The following is an 18,954-nucleotide window of genomic DNA, read 5'->3' on the forward strand; positions in this document are numbered from 1 at the left end:
TTCAAATGTGAATTTCAGCCGGCGGGGAGGGCGGAGTAGAGTCCGGGGCAATCGAAGGGGTTTTTCCCTCGACGCTCAGACAAAAACAACAGGAGCCTTCCATGAAGTTCTCATTCGTCCGTCGTGGGGTGGCCGGCATGCTCGCCGGTTGCGCACTGCTTGGCGCACTCTCGGCACACGCAGCCGATCCGATCTTGATCAAGTTTTCCCATATCACCGCCGACAGCACGCCGAAGGGCCAGGGCGCGCTGATGTTCAAGAAACTGGTGGAGGAGCGCCTGGCCGGCAAGGTCAAGGTCGATGTCTACGCCAACTCCTCGCTGTATGGCGATGGCAAGGAAATGGAAGCCCTGCTGCTCAACGAAGTGCAGATGCTGGCGCCGGCACCGTCCAAGCTGGAGCAGTACACCAAGCAGCTGCAGCTGTTCGACATGATGTTCCTGTTCGATGACGTGGCCGCTGCGCAGCGTTTCCAGTCCTCGGACAAGGGCAAGGCGCTGCTCAAGTCGATGGAGAGCAAGGGCATTACCGGCCTGGCCTACTGGCTCAACGGCATGCGTCAGCTCACCGCCAACAAGCCACTGGTCGAGCCCGGCGATGCCCGTGGGCAGAAGTTCCGCGTACAGCCGTCCGACCTGCAGGCCGCGCAGTACAGCGCCCTGCGCGCGGTGCCGCGCAAGATGAGCTTCGCCGAGATCTATCAGGGGCTGCAGACCGGTGTGGTCAATGCCCAGGACAACCCCTGGTCGAACATCTACTCGCAGAAGTACTTCGAGGTGCAGAAGTACATGACCGAGTCCAACCACGCCATCGGCAACTACCTGCTGATCACCAACACCAAGTTCTGGAACGGCCTGCCGGCGGATATCCGCAGCGAGCTGGAACAGATCGTCGACGAGGTGACCGTCGAGGTGAACAAGCAGGCCGAGGCGCTCAACGCCGAAGCGCGTCAGGCCATCCTCGCTACCGGCAAGAGCGAGATCATCACCCTGACGCCCGAGCAGCGTGCCGCCTGGCGTGACGCGGTACGTCCGGCCTGGAAGAAGTTCGAAGCCGATATCGGCGCCGACTTGATCGAAGCTGCGCAAGCCGCGAATCAGCAGTGAGCCCATGACCGCCCCGGGCCACGCATCCGGGGCGGTCTTTCATTCGCCGTCGCCTAAGGCGGCGTTTGCCAATAACGAATATCGCCCCGTTCCAGGCTCGGTTAGATTCGTCCGACTCCTGACAATCACAAGAACCTCGCGGAGATGCCATGAACGCCTTGCGGCGCGTCTGGGAGCACTTCGAGGAAGGCTTCATCGCTTTCCTCCTGGCAACCATGACGCTGATCACTTTCGTCTACGTGATCCTCAACAACTTCTACACCCTGTTCTACTGGCTGGGTGACTTCTTCGGCGGTAACGAGGCTTTGCTCGCTATCGGCGACTTCATTCTCGACCTTGCCCAGGCGATGACCTGGAGCAATGCCCTGACCAAAGCCCTGTTCGGCTGGCTGATCTTCTTCGGCCTGGCCTATGGCGTGCGCACCGCCGGCCACATCGGCGTCGACGCCTTGGTCAAACTCGCCCCGCGCGGTGTGCAGCGCGTGATCGGTGTGATCGCCTGCTCGGCCTGCCTGGGCTACGCCGGCCTGATCGCCGTTGGCAGCTTCGACTGGGTCAGCACCCTGTTCAAGGCCGGTATCGGCGCCGAAGACCTCGGCCACTACGGCATCCAGCAGTGGCACATCGGTATGATCGTGCCGTTCGGTTACGCCATGGTGTTCATCCGCTTCCTGGAAATCTTCGTCCGTATCCTGCGCAACGAGCAGACCGGCCTCGGCCTGGCTGACGAAGCCGCCGATGCGCTGAAAATCAATGAGCACGAGGAGGCCAAATAATGACCGTTCTGTTCCTCTTCCTGCTGCTGTTCCTGCTGATGTTCATCGGCGTGCCGATCGCCGCGTCGCTCGGCCTGGCCGGCTCGATCACCATCATGCTGTTCAGCCCGGACTCGGTACGCTCGCTGGCGATCAAGCTGTTCGAGACCTCCGAGCACTACACCCTGCTGGCGATCCCGTTCTTCCTGCTCTCCGGTGCGTTCATGACCACCGGTGGCGTGGCCAAGCGCCTGATCGACTTCGCCAACGCCTGCGTCGGCCACATCCGTGGCGGCCTGGCCATCGGTGCGGTGCTGGCGTGCATGCTGTTCGCCGCGCTGTCCGGCTCCTCGCCGGCCACCGTAGCGGCCGTGGGCTCCATCGCCATCGCCGGCATGGTGCGTTCTGGTTACCCGCAGGCGTTCGGTGCTGGCATCGTGTGTAACGCCGGTACTCTGGGCATCCTGATTCCGCCGTCGATCGTGATGGTGGTGTACGCCGCCGCCACCGAGCAGTCGGTGGGCAAGCTGTTCATGGCTGGTGTTATCCCCGGCATCATGCTCGGCGTGGTGCTGATGGTGGCGATCTACATCGTCGCGCGCATCAAGAAGCTGCCGGCCCTGCCACGCGCCAGCTTCCGCGAGTGGCTGCGCGCCGCGCGTGAAGCGTTCTGGGGCCTGCTGCTGATGGTGATCATCCTCGGCGGCATCTACAGCGGCATGTTCACCCCGACCGAGGCTGCGGCCGTGGCGGCGGTCTACGCCGGCTTCGTCGCCCTGTTCGTGTACAAGGACCTGAAGATCCGCGAGTGCCCGAAAGTGCTGCTGGAGTCCGGCAAGCTGACCATCATGCTGATGTTCATCATCGCCAACGCCATGCTCTTCGCCCACGTGCTGACCACCGAGCAGATCCCGCAGACCATCACCGCCTGGGTGGTGGATCTGGGCCTGCAGCCCTGGCAGTTCCTGCTGGTGGTGAACATCGTGCTGCTGGTGGCCGGTGCCTTCATGGAGCCGTCGGCGATCATCCTGATCCTCGCACCGATCCTGTTCCCGATCGCCATGCAACTGGGCATCGACCCGATCCACCTGGGCATCATCATGGTGGTGAACATGGAAATCGGTCTGATCACACCACCCGTGGGGCTGAACCTGTTCGTCACCTCGGCGGTGACAGGTATGCCGCTGACGGCAGTGATCCGCGCGGCGATGCCATGGCTGATGCTGTTGCTCGGTTTCCTGGTGATCATCACCTATGTGCCGGCGGTATCCCTGGCCCTGCCGAACTGGCTGGGGATGAGCTAGGACAACCGTTGATACCGTGTCTACCTCTGCGCCCGGCCTTGTGCCGGGCTTTTTTATCCGTGCGCCGCGACGTCTGCATGGCGCTGCAAAATTGGCTTGGAAGGCGCTGGGCAGGGCCTCGAGACCATGGTCTTAGAGCGGTAAGACCATGGTCGAATGGCCACACGAAGGGTCGGTGGATACAAAAGGCACCATACAAAAACAACTACCCACCGAGGTGATTCCATGAGTGCTGCGTCTATTTACCCTGTGCGTCCCGAGGTGGCCGCGCGGACCCTCACTGACGAGGCCACCTACAAGGCCATGTACCAACAGTCGGTGGTCAACCCCGAGGGTTTCTGGCGTGAGCAGGGCAAGCGCATCGACTGGATCAAACCCTACACCAAGGTCAAGCAGACCACCTTCGACGACCACCACGTCGACATCAAGTGGTACGCCGACGGCACCCTCAACGTCTCCTACAACTGCCTGGACCGCCACCTCGAAGAGCGCGGCGATCAGGTAGCGATCATCTGGGAAGGCGACGATCCTTCCGAGCACCGCGAAATCACCTACCGCCAACTGCACGAAGAGGTGAGCAAGTTCGCCAACGCCCTGCGTGGCCAGGACGTGCACCGTGGTGACGTCGTCACCATCTACATGCCGATGATTCCCGAAGCCGTGGTGGCCATGCTGGCCTGTGCGCGCATCGGCGCCATCCATTCCGTGGTCTTCGGCGGCTTCTCTCCGGAAGCGCTGGCCGGCCGCATCATCGACTGCAAGTCCAAGGTGGTGATCACCGCCGACGAAGGCCTGCGTGGCGGCCGCAAGGTGCCGCTGAAGGCCAACGTTGACGATGCGCTGACCAACCCGGAAACCGCCAGCGTGCAGAAGATCATCGTGGTCAAGCGCACCGGCTCCGACATCAAGTGGAACCAGCATCGCGACATCTGGTACGAAGACCTGATGAAGGTTGCCGGCAGCGTCTGCGCGCCGAAGGAAATGGGCGCCGAAGAGGCGCTGTTCATCCTCTACACCTCCGGCTCCACCGGCAAGCCCAAGGGCGTGCTGCACACCACCGGCGGTTACCTGACCTACGCTTCGCTGACCCACGAGCGCGTGTTCGACTACCGTCCGGGCGAGGTCTTCTGGTGCACCGCCGACATCGGCTGGGTCACCGGCCACACCTACCTCGTCTACGGGCCGCTGGCCAACGGCGCCACCACTCTGATGTTCGAGGGCGTGCCGAACTATCCGGACGTGCGCCGCGTGGCGCAGATCGTCGACAAGCACAAGGTCAACATCCTCTACACCGCCCCGACCGCCATTCGCGCCATGATGGCCGAGGGCAAGGCTGCGGTCGAAGGTGCCGATGGTTCCAGCCTGCGTCTGCTGGGTTCGGTCGGCGAGCCGATCAACCCGGAAGCCTGGCAGTGGTACTACGAGAACGTCGGCCAGAGCCGTTGCCCGATCGTCGACACCTGGTGGCAGACCGAAACCGGAGCCTGCCTGATGACCCCGCTGCCGGGCGCCCATGGCCTGAAGCCGGGCTCCGCCGCACGGCCGTTCTTCGGCGTGCAGCCGGCGCTGGTGGACAACCTGGGTAACATCATCGAAGGCCCTGCCGAGGGCAACCTGGTGATCATCGATTCCTGGCCGGGTCAGGCACGTACCCTGTACGGCGACCACGACCGCTTCGTCGACACCTACTTCAAGACCTTCCGCGGCATGTACTTCACCGGTGACGGTGCGCGTCGTGACGAGGACGGCTACTGGTGGATCACCGGACGCGTGGACGACGTGCTCAACGTTTCCGGCCACCGCATGGGTACCGCCGAAGTGGAAAGCGCCATGGTCGCCCACCCGAAAGTGGCCGAGGCCGCAGTGGTTGGCGTGCCGCACGACATCAAGGGTCAGGGCATCTACGTCTACGTCACCCTGAACGCCGGCGAGGAGCCCACCGAGCAGCTGCGTCAGGAACTGAAGAACTGGGTGCGCAAGGAGATCGGCCCGATCGCCACTCCGGACGTGATCCAGTGGGCGCCGGGCCTGCCCAAGACCCGCTCGGGCAAGATCATGCGCCGTATCCTGCGCAAAATCGCAACCGCCGAATACGATGCACTCGGCGACATCTCCACCCTGGCTGATCCCGGTGTGGTGCAGCACCTCATCGATACTCACAAGCAGATGCAATCCGCCTGCGCCTGATCGGCCAAGCACCGAAAAGCCCCGCCCGGCCACAAGCCCGGCGGGGCTTTTTCATTCCGCCGGTGCATTACAAAGTTGTAATGCTCCTGTCAGCCTGGCGTTGGTAGCGGCTGCGTACCTTTGCATCGTCGGCCACCCGGATGGGTGGCTCAAACCACAGACGAATGCGAGGGCAATGCCATGAACAAGATGGGTAGCTGGCTGGCGGCGGGTGCGCTGCTGATGATGAGTGCCGGGGCAGTGATGGCCGCCGATGTGGCGCCGGTCAAGGCCAACAACGTGGTGCTGGTGCACGGCTCCTGGGCCGATGGCTCCAGCTGGTCGGAGGTGATCGCGCGGCTGCAGGCGGCCGGGCTGAATGTCACCGCGGTGCAGAATCCGCTGACCTCCGTGGCCGATGACGTGGCCGCCACCCAGCGCGTGCTGGACCAGCAGGACGGCCCGACAGTGCTGGTAGGGCATTCCTATGCCGGCACTGTCGTGAGCGAGGCGGGTGTCGATCCCAAGGTCAGTGCGCTGGTCTACGTGGCAGCGCGGGCACCGGACGCCAACGAGGATTTCGTCGCGCTGTCGGCACGCTATCCCACCATGCCGGTACGCGCCGGTACCCAGGAGCACGACGGCTTCGTCACGCTCAAGCAGGACGCCTTCCTCAAGTACTTCGCCAGCGACGTGCCGCGTGACAAGGCCCTGACGCTCTACGCCGTGCAGCAACCCATTGCCAAGACCCTGTTTTCCGCGCGCACCCATGCCGCGGCCTGGCACGACAAGCCGTCCTGGTATGCGGTCTCCAGCAACGACCAGACCATCAATCCGGACCTGCAGCGTTTTCTGGCCAGGCGCATGGGCGCCAGCACCATCGAATTGCCGTCGAGCCACCTGTCGCTGGTTTCCCACGCCGATGAGGTGGCCGATCTGATCCTGCAGGCCGCCGGTCGCCAACCCTGATCCTTTCCGTCGAATGACCCAAGGGCGGCCGCGCCGCCACGACTCCTACCGAGGTAACCGAAATGAAAAACTTCCTGTTCGCCACCGCCATGCTGCTCGCCGCTGGTTCCGCCTTTGCTGGCACCCCGTCGCATGCGCCGGTCATCCACGACAAGGACGGCTTCTTTGTCCACCTGGACGTGGACAAGGTACTGTCGACCTCCGACGTGTCCTCGAGCTGCGGCGTGGTGCCGGCGCAGCTACGCTACCTGGACCACCAGGGGCGCGAGCACGTACTGGATTATCAGGTGCTGGGTGGCGGTTGCAGCGACCATTGAGAGCAGATGCCCGGGTGACCGTCCTGCCGCAGCGGGCGGGCGCCCCGGCGCCATCGCGAGACAAGGTGAACAACGATGAACATCCTCGTCGTCGAAGATGAGATCAAGGCCGGAAACTACTTGTGCAACGGCCTGCAGGAACTGGGGCACTCGGTCAGTCTGGCGCGCAACGGCCTCGACGGTCTGCACCTGGCGCTGGAGAACCCCTTCGACGTCATCGTTCTGGATGTGATGATGCCGGCACTGGACGGCTGGGAAGTGTTGCGCCGCCTGCGCAGGCAGACCGACACGCCGGTACTGTTCCTCACTGCCCGCGACGATGTCGCCGATCGCATCAAGGGGCTGGAACTGGGTGCCGACGATTACCTGGTCAAGCCGTTTTCCTTCGCCGAGCTGGTGGCCCGCCTGCGCACCCTCAACCGCCGCGGACCGCTGCGCGAGGAGGAGTTCCTGCAGGTCGGCGATCTGCAGATCGACGTGTTGCGTCGGCGGGTCAGCCGCGACGGTGTGCGCCTGAATCTGACCAACAAGGAATTTGCTCTGCTGCACCTGTTCGCCAGCCATCAGGGACAGGTGCTGTCGCGCACCCTGATCGCTTCACGGGTGTGGGACATGAACTTCGACAGCGATACCAACGTCGTCGATGTCGCCGTGCGCCGCCTGCGCATGAAGGTCGACGATCCTTTCGGCAGCCGGCTGATCCACAGTGTGCGGGGCATCGGCTACCGCTTCGACCTGCAGCCATGAAGCCCGCCAGCATTCTCGCGAGGCTCGCTGCGGTACGGCATTCGCTGACCCTGCGCCTGGCGCTGCTGTTTGCCCTGCTCAGTTTCGCTGCCCTGGCCGGCCTCGGCGTGGCGCTCTACCACGGCCTGGAGCGCGAGCTGATGCGCCGTGACGATGCCGCGCTGGTGTACCGCGTCGAGCAACTGCGGCGGTTTCTCGCCGACGGCAGCACTCTGGACCTGTTGCGCACCCGACCGACGCTGTTCGAGAACATGCTGGGCAATCACGAGTCCCTGCTGCTGGTAGGGGCGGCGGGTCAGCCGCCGTTGCTGCTGGTGAACCCCGGCGGGCTGCAGGTGCCGGATCTGCCTGCGGTGGACGTGAGCCGTTCGCTGCAACTGGACGACGTCCACCACCTGCCAGGTGTGGACGGTGTACCGATGTCGGCCCTGGCGGTGAGCATCGAGGCCGGTGAACTGGGCCGGCTGCAGGTGATCACCGGGCGTCTGATGAACGAGCGTACTGCGGTGCTGGCCAGCTACCGGCTGACGGTCTTTGTGCTTGCCGGCTTCGCCGCATTGCTGCTGGCCGTGTGTGGCTACGTGCTACTGCACCGGGGCCTGCGACCGCTGTCGCGGCTGGCTCGACACACCCGTCGCATTGGCGTCGGCAACCTCGGTCAGCGACTCGATGAGCAGGGCGCGCCACTGGAGCTGCGACCGATGATCGAGGCCTTCAACACCATGCTCGAACGCCTGGCTCGCGGCTTCGCCCAGCTCAGCCAGGTTTCCACCGATATGGCCCACGAGCTGCGCACACCGATCAACAACCTGCTCGGCGAAACCCAGGTAGCTCTACAGCAGAACCGCAGCGTGGACGACTACCAGCAGTTGCTGGCTTCCAACGTCGAGGAACTCGAACGACTGGCGCGGATGCTGGAGAACATGCTGTTTCTCGCCCGGACCGACCCGGCCGAGGCGCTGCGCCAGCGTCAGCTGCTGGACGCTGCCGACGAACTGGAGCGGATCGCCAGTTATTTCGAGGGGCCGGCGGCGGACGTCGGGATCAGCATCCGCTGCACGGGAACGGGGGCGATCTGGGCCGAGCCGATGCTGCTGCGTCGCGCGCTGGCCAATCTGTGCGCCAATGCCATCCGCTATGGCGCCGCGGATTCCGAGCTGTTCATTTGCGCCGAGTGCGATGAGGGCGGGACACGCCTGGCGGTGATCAATCACGGGCCGAGCATCGACCCCGAGCATCTGCCCAGGCTGTTCGAGCGCTTCTACCGGGTCGATGCTTCGCGTGAGAGTTCGGCGCAATCCAGTGGGCTGGGGCTTTCCATCGTGGCGACCATCATGCAGCTGCACCAGGGCCGTTATGCGGTGAGCAGTGCCGATGGGGTGACCTGTTTCGAGCTGTTCTTTCCCGCCCGCAGCGAGGCGGGCTGAGAGGAGGGCGGCAGCAGGATGCTGCCGCCGTGCGGCACTCAGAGGGCGCCGAATACCTTCTTCGCCAGGCTGGTGGCGGCAGCGGCCGGGTTCTGACGGATACTGGCTTCCTGCTTGGCGATCATCTCGAACAGGCCATCGAGTGCCTGCTCGGTCACGTAGCTTTCCACCGTGCTGCTCTTGGCGTCGACCACGCCGAAGCTGGCGGCCTGGCCGGCGAAGGCGTTGTATTGCTGGGCCAGGCCGACCTGGTCGGTGGCCTGCTTGACGATGGGCAGGAACCTGGCGCGGATCTGCTCGCGGCTGCTCTTGTTCAGGTACTGGGTGGCCGAGTCCTGCGGGCCGCTGAGAATCGACTTGGCGTCGGCCACGGTCATCTTCTTCACCGCGTCGATCAGCAGCGCCTGAGCCTCGGGAACGGCTGCCTCTGCAGCCCTGTTCATGCTCGCCTCGAGCTGGTCGACCTGGGCGCCCATGCCCATCATCTTCATGGTCTTGGCGGCTTTGCCGAGTTTGCCCGGCAGCTCGATGCGCACGTCCGGGTTGTTGCTGAAGCCGCCGGGTGTGCCCAGCTGCTTGACCGCTACCTGGGCACCCTGGATGAGTGCGTCCTTGAGACCACCGCTTGCATCCTGCTGGCTCAGGTCGGAAAGAGACAAAGCAAAAACGTTGGCCGAAAGCAGCAGGCCAGCGGCGAGGGTGGTGAGGCGCAGCATGGTGTTCATCCTTGCATCGTGGGTAATGGCGTCAGCTTAACCGAGTCTGCGGTGCTGACAAGCCAGGCGATGGGAGTGGATGGGCAGCGCGCATGGCTATGGCTATGATCAGGGTCATGAATTCACCATTGCCCCTGCGTAATCCATGCCCACCGGGTGCCTGCGACTGTCAGCGCGACGAGCTGCTGGACAGGCCGGGTGCCGATACGCGCATCCTGTTGCTGACGCGCAACGAGGAACAGCGTTTGCTCGAGCGCCTGGAGAACCTGCAGAGTCTGGAGGATCTGCAGCGCATGCAGCAGCGCATGTACGAGCAGCTGGGCATTCGCCTGCATATCGAGCCCGCGCATGGCGAGGTACGCAGCATGCGCGGCATCCACATGCAGTTCGACGCGCATCCGGGGCTGTGTCGCAAGACCCGGCAGGGCATCCCGGCGGCGATCCGCCGGGCCATGGAGAAGAACCCGGAAATCGCCTGGCGCCTGCTCGATTCCTTCGACCTGTTCGGCAGTTTGTAGCCGGGGCGCGGGCCGGCAGCACCGCTGGCGCCGATCCTCGTCACGTCATGGCTGCGCGGCAGCGCGGCGGAAGAACAGCGTCACCTGGCCCAGTTCGATGCCGAACTTGCTCATGCTCGAGCGGTTGATCAGGGTGTCGTCGTCCATCAGGTACATCCAGTCGTCGAAATAGACCACGTAGGTGCTGCCGTCCACCGGCAGGTTGAGGTGGTAGCGCCAGCGCAGGGCGTTGCCGGCCACTTCACCGGTGGCGCGGCCGACCACGTCATCGGCGGTGCCCACCCAGCGTCCGGCGCCATCCGGGGTCAGGGTCCAGACCCGGCGCTGGCGGGTGCCGTCGCTGTACAGGAAGCGCTCGTCGAGGATCAGCCTGTCGCCATCGCGACGGCTCTGGATATCGACGTGGAAGCGTTTGATCACCTCCCCGGAGCGATCCTGAAACATGCCCCAGGCCTGTACCGGGCCGGAGAAGAAGGTGGGCAGATCGAGCGCCGGTTTCTCGTTGGCGTAACGCTCGACCGGCACCTGGCCGCAACTGATCAGCATAAGGCTGCTCAGCAGGATGATCAGGGCTTTCATGACGTACCTCACGGGTTGAGGCCGAGCAGCGCAGTGCGCAGCCTCGGGCTGCGGGTTTGCGGGTCGAGCCAGATGGAAAAGAAGGCGCGGGCGAATTCGGGGTCGTCGATGACGTGCTGCAGCTTGCCGTCGACGTAGAACCGGCAGCCCCTGTCAGGCAGGAAGACACCGGTGAGGCGCGTGCCGTCTGCGACATCGACGAAGGCCTGGCGCATCTGTTGCGCCCAGTCTTGCTCTCGCTGGCGTGCGAGTGGCGCGGCGCTGATCCGGCGAATTTCGTCGAGGCTGGTGTCGACCAGGGTTTCCCGGCTGATGGAGCGGCGGTAGGTCAGCTCCAGAGCGAAGGGGTGTGAGAAATCCGCTTGCGGTGTCGCACTCCACAGCCTGGCGCCGTACACCGGGAAGCCGAACCAACTGAAATCCCCGCTGCCGATCAGGCGTGCCTCGGGCAGCTGTTCGCGCCAGCCGTCCTGGTTGTCGTTGGCCTGCGCCAGGGGGCTGCCGAGCAGTATCGCCAGCAGCAGGGGAGTACAGAGGCGCGATCTCAGGGTTGCCATGAAGCATCCTCCGCAACGGGAGCGCGCGGCCAGTGCTGGCCGCGGGTGGCGAATAAAAAGATCCGGCAACCAAAAAGGGGAGAAGTGGGTTGCCGGATTGCGCAGTTCGTCTGCCGCCGCTGATCAGGCGGCGAACTCCTCATCGCTGAAGGCCATCAGCGTCGCCTTGCCTGCCCTGATCTCGCTGAGCAGGGCGTCGCTTTCCGGAAGAATGCGGGCCATGAAGAAGTCGGCGGACTTGATCTTGGCGGCATAGAAGTGGGTTTCCGTGCTGCCGGCATCCAGCTGGCGCCGAGCCAGATGCGCCTGACGCGACCACAGCCAGGCCAGGGTGGTCAGGCCGAACAGGCGCAGGTAGGGCGTCGCCGCAGAGGCCGCCTGCTCAGGGTCCCTGCTGCCTTCGCTGGCCAGCCACAGGGTGGCCTGTTGCAGCTGTTTCAACGCCCGGGTCACGGCCGCGGTGTGCGGCGCTTCGGCGTTATGCCCGAGCCAGTCCTCGACCAGGGCGAAGAACTCCCTTACCGCGCGGCCGCCGCCAAGGGACAGCTTGCGGCCCACCAGATCCAGCGCCTGGATACCGTTGGTGCCTTCGTAGATGCGGGTGATGCGGCTGTCGCGTACCAGTTGCTCGATGCCCCAGTCTTCGGTGAAGCCCGAACCGCCAAGTACCTGCAGGCCCTCGTTGGCGCAACTGAAGCCTTCGTCGGTGAGGAAGGCCTTCACCACCGGCGTGAGCAATTGCACCAGATCATCGGCACGGCTGCGCGCCTCGGTATCCTCGGCGCCGTGAGCGATGTCCTGTTGCAGGCCGGCGAAGTAGGCGAGGGCACGGCAGCCCTCGATCATCACCTTCTGCCGCAGCAGCATGCGCCGCACGTCCGGGTGCACCATGATCGGGTCGGCCGGTTTGTCGGCTGCTTTGGGCCCTGAGATCGAACGGCTCTGCAGGCGCTCGCGGGCGAAGCCGAGGGCGATCTGGTAGGCGCTTTCGGCCACGCCCAGACCCTGCATGCCGACCATCAGGCGCGCCGAGATCATCATGGTGAACATGCAGCTCAGGCCCTTGTTCGGTTCGCCGATCAGCCAGCCCTTGGCACCCTCGAAGTTCATTACGCAGGTGGCTGAGCCCTTGATGCCCATCTTGTGCTCTAGGCCGCCGCAGAACACCGGGTTGCGGCTGCCGTCCTCGAGCAGCTTGGGCACCAGGAACAGGGAGATGCCTTTCACGCTGTCAGTGGCATCCGGCAACTTGGCCAGCACCAGATGCACGATGTTGTCGACCAGATCGTGTTCGCCGCCGGTGATCCAGATCTTGGTGCCGCTGAGCGCATAGCTGCCGTCGGCCTGCGGCACGGCGCGGGTGCGTATCAGCCCGAGATCGGTGCCACACTGCGGTTCCGTAAGGCACATGGTGCCGGTCCACTCGCCGCTGATCAGGCGCGGCAGATAGGTTTGCTGCTGTTCGGTTGTGCCGTGGCTGGTCAGGGCGTTGATGGCGCCATGGGTCAGCCCCGGGTACATGCCCAGCGACAGGTTGGCCGAGCAGGTCATCTCTTCCACCAGCATGTTCAGCACGTGCGGCAGCCCCTGGCCACCGAACGCCGGGGAGCATGCCAGGGCCGTCCAGCCGCCTTCGGCGAACTGTCGGTATGCGGCCTTGAATCCGTCCGGGGTACTCACGCTGTGTGTCACCGGATCGTACTGACAACCCTGTTTGTCGCCGGGGCCGTTGACTGGTGCGAGCACGTTCTCGGCGAGCCGGGCTGCCTCCTCGAGAATCGCAGCGCCGAGGTCGGCGCTGAACTCGCGATGTTCAGGCAGGGTTTGCAGCTGGGTATAGGCGTCGAGCAGTTCTTCGAAGACGAAGCGCATATCACGTAGCGGAGCACGGTAAGACGGCATGGTGATTTACCTATAGCTGTACATAGGTTGATGTGTGTACAGTTTTTGTATAGCTATATATGCCCTTTTGCAAGTCCTTGTCTGTGCGTTCGTGCATTGACTGCTGCGTCACGGCGCTTCTTGTGCAGGTTGTACAGGTTCTATCGGATCCGGAGATGAAAACGCCCGGCACATGTTCGACATGGCCGGGCGTGGGGCAGTGCGTTGCGCACCAGCGAATCACTCTGGCAATCGAGAGCGGGCGCAGGCCGCGCCGCCGATCAGAGCTCGTGTTTCACGGCCACTGCATTTCACCTTTGAGCACCTTGGCGCTCAGTTCCAGGCTGCTGTCATCCTCGAGGTCCGGGTAGCGCGCCTTCATCGCCGCGATCAGCGCGTCGCTGTCCTTGGCGTTGGGCAGTTCCTGCTGCAGTGCCAGCAGGTAGTCGCGGGTGAAGCGCAGGTCGTCCAGATTCATGGCCGCTTCGCCCAGGTAGTGGCCCGGAATCAGCGTGGCCGGTTGCAGGGCTTCGAGTTCATCCAGCGACTTCAGCCAGTTCTGTCTGGCCTCGACGCTCTGTGCGTCGGCCACCCACAGATGGATGTTTGCGCTGGTCAGCACGCCGCCGACCACGGCCTTGATGCCGGGAAGCCACAGGCTGGTGTGCTGCGGGTCATGGCCGACCACCTCGATGCGCTGGCCTTCCAGTTGCAGCAGGTTGTCTTGCAGCGGCTCCGGGACAAGGGTGCGCGACGGTGCGCTGTCCTTGAGAATCGGCCCCCAGTAGGCCAGCTTGGGCGCGCGGGTCTTCTCGATGTAGGCGACCGTGGCCGGGGTGGCCAGGACCCTGGCTTCGGGATAGGCGCGGGTGAGCACGTCGAGGCCGAAGTAGAAGTCCGGGTCGCCATGGCTGATGAATATGGTGGTCAGGCGCTTGCCGCTGGCCCGGATGCGTTCGACCAGCGCCTCGGCCTGCTGGTTGGAGAACTGGGCGTCCACCAGAATCGCGTCCTTCTCGCCGCTGATCAGGGTCGAGCTGACCGGAAATACGGCAGTTTCGCGAGGGTTGTAGGTTTCCAAGGTCAGCGGCTGGGCGAGCGCGCCGCCGGCAGCCGCGAGCAGGCCGAGGCCGGCGATCAAACGGGTAGTGAAAGACATGACGATCTCCAGGTAGGTGCGAGTGAGCGCATCTTATGCACTGCCAGGTGAGCAAAAAGCCCCGTAAGATGGCCATATTCATTGCGTAAATCGAGCGAATAACCATGGATCGACTGACGGCGGCACGAGTATTCGTCGAAGTGCTGGAGCGCGGCAGTCAGACCGCCGCGGCCGAAGCTCTGGACATGTCGAGGGCGATGGTCTCGCGCTATCTCGCCGAGCTGGAGGGCTGGGCCGGCGTGCGTCTGTTGCACCGCAGCACGCGGCGCCTGAGCCTGACCGCGGCCGGCGAGCAGATGCTGCCGCAGTGCCGCGAAATGCTGGAACTGGCCGAGCGCATGCAGGCCCTTGGTCAGGGACTGGATGACACCCCGCGCGGTACCTTGCGCATCACCTGCAGCCAATCCTTTGCCCAGGCCTGGCTGGTGCATGCACTGCAAGCCTTCACCGAGCGTTATCCGCGGGTCAGTGTCGACCTGCTGGTGGGCAGCGAGGCGGTCAATCTGGTGGAGGCACGTATCGACCTCGCGCTGCGCATCACCAATCAGCTCGACCCCAACCTGATTGCCCGGCGCCTGGCTGTCTGCCGTTCGGCGGTCTGCGCCAGTCCGGACTACCTGGCGCGGCACGGTACGCCCCAGCGCCCGGAAGATCTGGCGCGGCACAACTGCCTGGCCTACGCCTATTTCGGCCGCAGCCTGTGGGAGTTCGAGCATCAGGGGGAGGCGAGCGCTGTTTCGGTATCCGGCAACCTCAGCGCCAACGAGTCAATGGTGCTGCTGGAGGCGACGCTGGCAGGTGCCGGCATCAGCCTGCAACCTCTCTATTCGGTGGATGCACTGCTGCGTGAAGGTCGCCTGGTACGTTTGTTGGCCGACTACCAGCCGCCGGAGTTGGGCATCCATGCGCTCTACGGCACGCGCAGGCAGATGCTGCCGGCGATGCGTCTGCTGCTGGACTTCCTGGCCGAGCGGCTGGCCAGTGCAGCGTACTGGCCGCATTAGAAGCGGCTTGCATTTGGGCAGACCTCTTCAACAATTGAGAGTGATCGGACAAGGACCTTTCCATGTCAGCACTCTCGACCTTCGGCAAACGCGTTCGCCTGCTTTGGCAAGGTGCGGATCTGGCACTGGTCGGCCAGCAGCGCGAGCGGCGCATGCGTCTGCTGGCGAGCCTGGTCATGGTGAGCATGGGTCTGCTCTGGGGACTCTTCTTTTCTTTCCGCGGCTACTGGGCCATCGTGGTGATGGACGTGGTCATCATCCTCAGCGGTCTCACCGTATTCTGGCTGACCCTGCGCCACCGCGTGCGCACGGCCAACCTGATCCTGTTCAGTGCGCTGATCCTGCTCATCGCCGCCTCGACGCTGCTGCTCGACCCTCCCACGCTAGCGGCGCCGCGCGCCACGCATCTGTATCTGCTGCCGGTCGCCGTGGGCGCATTGATGGCCTTTCGCGACGAGCCGCTGGGGTTGCGTTACGGCATATCCCTGCTCAGCCTCCTGCTGTTCCTGGGGCTGGCTGCTTCCAACTGGCGACCAACCGACCTGCATGCCTTGCCGGACGACGTTCGGGTAATCGGCTCCTGGTTGCAGGGGGTGGTGGCGATGGCACTGTTCTTCGGGCTGCTGCATATCCTGCAAACCGACACGGCCGAGCGCTCGGAGCTGGATCATGACCTGCGTGCAGCGGTGCGCGAGCAGCAGTTCGTGCTGTATTACCAGCCGCAACTCGATGACAACGGGCGGGTGACGGGCGCCGAGTTGCTGATTCGCTGGCTGCACCCGCAACGCGGGCTGCTGGCACCCGGCGAGTTCATCGATCACGCCGAGCACACCGGGCTGATCATTCCCATCGGCCAATGGGTGCTGGAACAGACGGCCGCGCAACTGCGGCAGTGGAAGGATGATGCGCTGTATCGCGATCTCGGTCTGGCAGTGAACATCAGCCAGAAACAGTTCAGCCAGGCCAGCTTCGTCGCCGAGATTCTCGGCCTGATCGAGCGCCATGGCATCGATGCCCAGCGCCTGGAACTGGAGTTGACCGAGACACTGATCGTCCGTGATCTGGAGGACCTGGCACGCAAGATGACGGCACTGGTCGAGCAGGGCGTGCGCTTTTCGCTGGATGATTTCGGTACCGGTTTTTCTTCGCTCAGCCATCTCAAGCGTCTGCCGCTGAGCAAGCTGAAGATCGACCGCTCGTTCATCTGCGATGTGCTCACCGACGCCAACAGCGAAACCATCGTGCGCACCGTGATCGCCCTCGGTCGGAGCATGGGCATGACGGTGATCGCCGAAGGGGTGGAAACCGGGGCGCAGCGGCGCTTTCTGGCCGACAACGGCTGCACCCGGTTTCAGGGGTATCTGCTTGGCCGGCCGATGCCGCTGGCGGATTTCTGCGCCTTCGTGTAGCGCCACAATGCCTGAATCGGCGTTCCGTCCATCCATCATCGCCGGCTCCGAGTGAACTCGGAGCCAGGCTGCAATGTCTGTCTGCTGTCGGCCCGCACCGGCAGGAATGGATGGCTATTTGCCGCTAGTGTGGCGTCTTCGTCGCGGATTCTGCCTGGATCATGCCTGAGCATGCTTTCGAGCGCGTGGCCGGCACGTTCATCCCGTTCGCCGGGTTCGTCTGACTGCCACGTGAAGATCGCCCCATGTTTTTATTTCGTCATGTTCCTCTCCAACCCCGCATTCTCGGCGCCTGCCTACTGCTCGGTGGCCTGCTCGGCAGCGTACAGCCTGTTCTTGCCGAAGACGCGCCGAGCAATCAGCGCTGGGTCAGCGACAGCCTCAACACCTACGTGCGCAGCGGCCCCACCGACGGCTACCGCATCGTTGGCACCCTGACCTCCGGGGAGAAAGTGGAGCTGGTGCGCACTCAGGGCGACTACAGCCAGGTGCGCAGTGAAAGCGGCAACACGGTATGGATTCCCAGCCGCGACCTGCAGTCGGTGCCCGGCCAGGCCGAGCGCCTGCCGCAGCTGGAGCAGAAGGTCGCGGAGCTCAGCGCCGAACTCAAGGGCATCGACGATGCCTGGGAGGTGCGCGTGCAGGGCATGCAGGAAACCCTGGACTCACGCAAGAAACTGATCGACGAGCTGCAGGCTGCGCGTGGTGCGCTGGATGCCGAGCTGACCACCACCCGTTCGCAGCTGCGCGATGCCCAGGCGCAACTGGGTAACGAACAGCAGCAGGTGCTGATGCGCTACATGGCCTATGGCGGCAGCATCGCCGGCGCCGGGCTGCTGCTCGGCCTGATCCTGCCGACCATGCTGCGCGTACGACGCAAACGTAACGATCAGTGGGTATGAGCCCGCGCCGCCTCTGCTGCCTTTGATACAGCAGAGGCGGCAGACTCAGGCGCGAGCCGTCAGGTGGCGGGCGATGCCCTTCTTCAGCGGCAGCAGGCCCTGCGCCACGCGCAGACCGGCGCCGCGCAACAGACGCGCGGGAAGGTGATCGTTGGTGTACAGCTCCACCAGCAGGTTGGTGGCCTGATACAGCGGCCAGGTGGCCATGCGCAGCTGGCGCTCGTAACGCGCCAGCGGTGCCGCAGCGCCGACGTCCCGAGGTTTTCCACGCGCGGCGAGCAGCGCGTCACTGAGCAGCTGCACGCCGATCAGGCCGAAGTTGAAGCCGTGTGCGGTGACCGGATGCATGCCCACGGCGGCATCACCGAGCAGGGCGCAGCGGTTGCCGACCATGCGTCGTGCGTAGGCGCCAACCAGTGGATAGGCGTGGCGGCTGCTGACCAGCTGCATGGCGCCGAGGCGGTGGTCGAAGCGCTTCTCCATCTCGCGGGTGAAGATCGCTTCGTCCAGTTTCTGCAGGCGCTCGATTTCGCGCGGCGGCAGGGTCAGCACCATCGACGATTGCCGGCCATTGAGCGGCAGCAGGGCCAGCGTCTGGCCATAGCCGAACCATTCCCAGGCGATCTGCCGATGATCCTCTTCGTGCTGCATGCGGCACACCAGCATGGTCTTGCCGAAGTCCTTGAGCTGTGCGCCGATGCCGAGCTGGCGGCGGGTCTCGGAGAAGCGGCTGTCGGCGGCGACCAGCAGGCGTGGTTGCAGCACCTGGCCGTCATCCAGCACCAGCTTTACCTCGTTGGGGGGCTGCTCGATGGCGCGCACGCTGGTTTCACACAGCAGTTGCACATCGGCGCATTCGCTCACCGCCTGATAGGCAGCGCGGCGAATGGCCTGGTTGGCCACCAGGTGGCCGAGGCGTTCGGCACCGGCCTGTTCGGCGCGGATCTTCAGGGCGAACAGCGAGGGACCGTTGAATACCTGTGCATCGCGCAGTACGGCGATGTCGTCAGCCGGCAGGCGTGCCCACAGGCCGAGGCGTTCGAGCAGCGCCTGCGAGGCATGGGTGAGGGCGATCTCACGACCGTCGAAGGCCGGTTCGGCCACTGCCTGCTCGGCCTGACGCTCCAGCACGACGATGGACAGACCGTGCCCGGACAGGGCGCGGGCCAGGCAGAGACCGGCCGGGCCGGCGCCGACGATGACGATATCGGGTGACATGCTGCAGCTCTCCGTGCGAACTCGGGAAGGCCCGAGTCTAGGCGGCTGGTGGCTTGCAACTATTGTCCGGGATCATGTCGAAGGTGTGATGTGCCTCCCACAGCGCGACACAGGCTGGCGCTGTCTAACAAATATTGTTGTTATTACTACTTTGTCCCGGTTGATAGGCGTAATTTTCGGGTTTACTGTGTTTCGCGTTGTCTAAACTACAAAAATAAAT

At 64.2% G+C, this 18,954-nt stretch carries 18 protein-coding genes; 12 read left to right on the top strand and 6 right to left on the bottom strand.

The features are described 5' to 3' along the window. Positions 1–101 precede the first annotated feature (101 nt). From OEG79_RS06595 to OEG79_RS06630, 8 genes are all read left to right on the top strand, one after another. On the top strand, positions 102–1,106 hold the full coding sequence (locus OEG79_RS06595; RefSeq protein WP_318840848.1) for a TRAP transporter substrate-binding protein: 1,005 nt from the start codon (positions 102–104) through the stop codon (positions 1,104–1,106). Between the two features lie 149 nt (positions 1,107–1,255). After that, complete coding sequence (locus OEG79_RS06600; protein ID WP_264147991.1) at positions 1,256–1,882, top strand: TRAP transporter small permease; 627 nt, start codon at positions 1,256–1,258, stop codon at positions 1,880–1,882. Next, a complete protein-coding gene (gene dctM, locus OEG79_RS06605; RefSeq protein ID WP_264147992.1) occupies positions 1,882–3,165 on the top strand; it encodes a C4-dicarboxylate TRAP transporter large permease protein DctM in 1,284 nt (427 codons plus the stop codon). The genes OEG79_RS06600 and dctM overlap by 1 nt, the downstream gene beginning before the upstream one ends. Positions 3,166–3,390: 225 nt before the next feature. Beyond that, positions 3,391–5,352: an acetate--CoA ligase gene (gene acs / locus OEG79_RS06610; RefSeq protein WP_264147993.1), complete on the top strand. Its 1,962-nt coding sequence runs from the start codon at positions 3,391–3,393 to the stop codon at positions 5,350–5,352. Between the two features lie 180 nt (positions 5,353–5,532). Continuing rightward, the gene (locus OEG79_RS06615; protein ID WP_264147994.1) at positions 5,533–6,300 is read left to right on the top strand and encodes an alpha/beta hydrolase; all 768 of its coding nucleotides are present in this window, start codon (positions 5,533–5,535) and stop codon (positions 6,298–6,300) included. 62 nt (positions 6,301–6,362) lie between these two features. Next, positions 6,363–6,617, top strand: a complete 255-nt coding sequence (locus OEG79_RS06620; RefSeq protein ID WP_264147995.1) for a DUF2790 domain-containing protein — start codon at positions 6,363–6,365, stop codon at positions 6,615–6,617. 75 nt (positions 6,618–6,692) lie between these two features. After that, positions 6,693–7,364, top strand: coding sequence for a heavy metal response regulator transcription factor (locus OEG79_RS06625; RefSeq protein WP_264147996.1), 672 nt, complete (start codon positions 6,693–6,695; stop codon positions 7,362–7,364). Next, a complete protein-coding gene (locus tag OEG79_RS06630; protein WP_264147997.1) occupies positions 7,361–8,791 on the top strand; it encodes a heavy metal sensor histidine kinase in 1,431 nt (476 codons plus the stop codon). Before OEG79_RS06625 ends, OEG79_RS06630 begins: the two co-directional genes overlap by 4 nt. Positions 8,792–8,829: 38 nt before the next feature. Here OEG79_RS06630 and OEG79_RS06635 read toward each other — a convergent pair whose 3' ends face one another. Then, positions 8,830–9,507, bottom strand: a complete 678-nt coding sequence (locus OEG79_RS06635; RefSeq protein ID WP_264147998.1) for a DUF4197 domain-containing protein — start codon at positions 9,505–9,507, stop codon at positions 8,830–8,832. Between the two features lie 116 nt (positions 9,508–9,623). On the opposite strand from OEG79_RS06635, the gene OEG79_RS06640 reads away from it, so the two are divergent. Further along, the gene (locus tag OEG79_RS06640) at positions 9,624–10,025 is read left to right on the top strand and encodes a hypothetical protein (RefSeq protein WP_264147999.1); all 402 of its coding nucleotides are present in this window, start codon (positions 9,624–9,626) and stop codon (positions 10,023–10,025) included. Positions 10,026–10,070: 45 nt separating this feature from the next. On the opposite strand, the gene OEG79_RS06645 is transcribed toward OEG79_RS06640, so the two are convergent. The 4 genes from OEG79_RS06645 to OEG79_RS06660 form a co-directional block, all read right to left on the bottom strand. Next, entirely contained in the window at positions 10,071–10,604 is a 534-nt protein-coding gene (locus OEG79_RS06645) for a DUF3833 domain-containing protein (RefSeq protein WP_264148000.1), read from the bottom strand. 8 nt (positions 10,605–10,612) lie between these two features. After that, positions 10,613–11,161, bottom strand: coding sequence for a chalcone isomerase family protein (locus OEG79_RS06650; RefSeq protein ID WP_264148001.1), 549 nt, complete (start codon positions 11,159–11,161; stop codon positions 10,613–10,615). Between the two features lie 123 nt (positions 11,162–11,284). After that, a complete protein-coding gene (locus OEG79_RS06655; protein WP_264148002.1) occupies positions 11,285–13,063 on the bottom strand; it encodes an acyl-CoA dehydrogenase C-terminal domain-containing protein in 1,779 nt (592 codons plus the stop codon). A gap of 274 nt (positions 13,064–13,337) precedes the next feature. Beyond that, positions 13,338–14,201, bottom strand: a complete 864-nt coding sequence (locus tag OEG79_RS06660) for an MBL fold metallo-hydrolase (RefSeq protein ID WP_264148003.1) — start codon at positions 14,199–14,201, stop codon at positions 13,338–13,340. 104 nt (positions 14,202–14,305) lie between these two features. On the opposite strand from OEG79_RS06660, the gene OEG79_RS06665 reads away from it, so the two are divergent. The 3 genes from OEG79_RS06665 to OEG79_RS06675 all read left to right on the top strand — a co-directional run bounded on the left by OEG79_RS06665 (position 14,306) and on the right by OEG79_RS06675 (position 17,516). Continuing rightward, a complete protein-coding gene (locus tag OEG79_RS06665) occupies positions 14,306–15,205 on the top strand; it encodes a LysR family transcriptional regulator (protein WP_264148004.1) in 900 nt (299 codons plus the stop codon). 62 nt (positions 15,206–15,267) lie between these two features. Beyond that, positions 15,268–16,614 carry a putative bifunctional diguanylate cyclase/phosphodiesterase gene (locus OEG79_RS06670; RefSeq protein WP_264148005.1) on the top strand — a complete coding sequence of 449 codons (1,347 nt, stop codon included), beginning with the start codon at positions 15,268–15,270 and terminating at the stop codon, positions 16,612–16,614. Between the two features lie 245 nt (positions 16,615–16,859). Further along, positions 16,860–17,516 (top strand): TIGR04211 family SH3 domain-containing protein, encoded by a 657-nt coding sequence (locus OEG79_RS06675; RefSeq protein WP_264148006.1) that lies wholly within the window; start codon positions 16,860–16,862, stop codon positions 17,514–17,516. 45 nt (positions 17,517–17,561) lie between these two features. On the opposite strand, the gene ubiM is transcribed toward OEG79_RS06675, so the two are convergent. Further along, a complete protein-coding gene (ubiM, locus tag OEG79_RS06680; protein WP_264148007.1) occupies positions 17,562–18,734 on the bottom strand; it encodes a 5-demethoxyubiquinol-8 5-hydroxylase UbiM in 1,173 nt (390 codons plus the stop codon). Positions 18,735–18,954 lie beyond the last annotated feature (220 nt).

This window comes from Pseudomonas sp. Z8(2022) (genome assembly GCF_025837155.1).
Classification (GTDB): domain Bacteria; phylum Pseudomonadota; class Gammaproteobacteria; order Pseudomonadales; family Pseudomonadaceae; genus Aquipseudomonas.

What these genes read in the sequence shown, in the direction of transcription:
- OEG79_RS06645 (WP_264148000.1), bottom strand. Translation starts at nt 10,604, where the DNA reads ATGAAAGCCCTGATCATCCTGCTGAGCAGCCTTATGCTGATCAGTTGC.
- OEG79_RS06660 (WP_264148003.1), bottom strand. Translation starts at nt 14,201, where the DNA reads ATGTCTTTCACTACCCGTTTGATCGCCGGCCTCGGCCTGCTCGCGGCT.
- OEG79_RS06650 (WP_264148001.1), bottom strand. Translation starts at nt 11,161, where the DNA reads ATGGCAACCCTGAGATCGCGCCTCTGTACTCCCCTGCTGCTGGCGATA.
- OEG79_RS06630 (WP_264147997.1), top strand. Translation starts at nt 7,361, where the DNA reads ATGAAGCCCGCCAGCATTCTCGCGAGGCTCGCTGCGGTACGGCATTCG.
- OEG79_RS06670 (WP_264148005.1), top strand. Translation starts at nt 15,268, where the DNA reads ATGTCAGCACTCTCGACCTTCGGCAAACGCGTTCGCCTGCTTTGGCAA.
- OEG79_RS06595 (WP_318840848.1), top strand. Translation starts at nt 102, where the DNA reads ATGAAGTTCTCATTCGTCCGTCGTGGGGTGGCCGGCATGCTCGCCGGT.
- OEG79_RS06655 (WP_264148002.1), bottom strand. Translation starts at nt 13,063, where the DNA reads ATGCCGTCTTACCGTGCTCCGCTACGTGATATGCGCTTCGTCTTCGAA.
- OEG79_RS06620 (WP_264147995.1), top strand. Translation starts at nt 6,363, where the DNA reads ATGAAAAACTTCCTGTTCGCCACCGCCATGCTGCTCGCCGCTGGTTCC.
- OEG79_RS06665 (WP_264148004.1), top strand. Translation starts at nt 14,306, where the DNA reads ATGGATCGACTGACGGCGGCACGAGTATTCGTCGAAGTGCTGGAGCGC.
- OEG79_RS06600 (WP_264147991.1), top strand. Translation starts at nt 1,256, where the DNA reads ATGAACGCCTTGCGGCGCGTCTGGGAGCACTTCGAGGAAGGCTTCATC.
- dctM (WP_264147992.1), top strand. Translation starts at nt 1,882, where the DNA reads ATGACCGTTCTGTTCCTCTTCCTGCTGCTGTTCCTGCTGATGTTCATC.
- OEG79_RS06615 (WP_264147994.1), top strand. Translation starts at nt 5,533, where the DNA reads ATGAACAAGATGGGTAGCTGGCTGGCGGCGGGTGCGCTGCTGATGATG.
- OEG79_RS06625 (WP_264147996.1), top strand. Translation starts at nt 6,693, where the DNA reads ATGAACATCCTCGTCGTCGAAGATGAGATCAAGGCCGGAAACTACTTG.
- acs (WP_264147993.1), top strand. Translation starts at nt 3,391, where the DNA reads ATGAGTGCTGCGTCTATTTACCCTGTGCGTCCCGAGGTGGCCGCGCGG.
- OEG79_RS06640 (WP_264147999.1), top strand. Translation starts at nt 9,624, where the DNA reads ATGAATTCACCATTGCCCCTGCGTAATCCATGCCCACCGGGTGCCTGC.
- ubiM (WP_264148007.1), bottom strand. Translation starts at nt 18,734, where the DNA reads ATGTCACCCGATATCGTCATCGTCGGCGCCGGCCCGGCCGGTCTCTGC.
- OEG79_RS06635 (WP_264147998.1), bottom strand. Translation starts at nt 9,507, where the DNA reads ATGCTGCGCCTCACCACCCTCGCCGCTGGCCTGCTGCTTTCGGCCAAC.
- OEG79_RS06675 (WP_264148006.1), top strand. Translation starts at nt 16,860, where the DNA reads ATGTTTTTATTTCGTCATGTTCCTCTCCAACCCCGCATTCTCGGCGCC.